The organism is Streptococcus sp. HMSC064H09 (assembly GCF_001812625.1).
Taxonomy (GTDB): domain Bacteria; phylum Bacillota; class Bacilli; order Lactobacillales; family Streptococcaceae; genus Streptococcus.
In genome coordinates this window covers 1-441 of sequence record NZ_KV809588.1, presented here as the reverse complement: position 1 = coordinate 441, position 441 = coordinate 1, and the positions used below count along the sequence as shown (strand labels likewise).

Here is a 441-nt window from a genome sequence, read left to right as displayed (position 1 = left end):
CATCGCCAAGTGACTTAGTGAAGCCATCTTTAAGTGTTGCAGTGATCACACCGTTGTTAACAGTGATATCGAATTTAGCTGTAACATCATCACCTGTTACTGAATCGTAGGCTTTAATCTTAGTAGCGTCAAGATCCAACTTAGTTTCATCGTAGTCATCTGAGATTCCTACTGATTGGATGTTGTCCTTGTTAGCTGCGTCAAATTTAGTTGTATCCAACCATACTTGGTAAACCAACTTGTCGCCACGGTTAACAGTCTTAGTATTGATGTTTTCAGCTTCGTTGTTTGCAGTACCATCCGCATATGGGTTGGCATTTGTATCTGCGTACTTGTCAGCCAATTCAGAATCATCATCAAGAAGTTTGTTATCAGTGATTGAGAATTTCTCTGCATTCAATACATACTTCTCTGGTTGGAACTTAGGTTCTTCTGGAGGAG

General features: G+C 40.1%; 1 protein-coding gene. It reads right to left on the bottom strand.

Going from position 1 to position 441, the window contains the following annotated elements; genetic code table 11:
• A partial coding sequence (locus tag HMPREF2867_RS07120) for an SspB-related isopeptide-forming adhesin (protein ID WP_141750999.1) occupies positions 1 to 441 on the bottom strand: 441 nt, incomplete at both ends.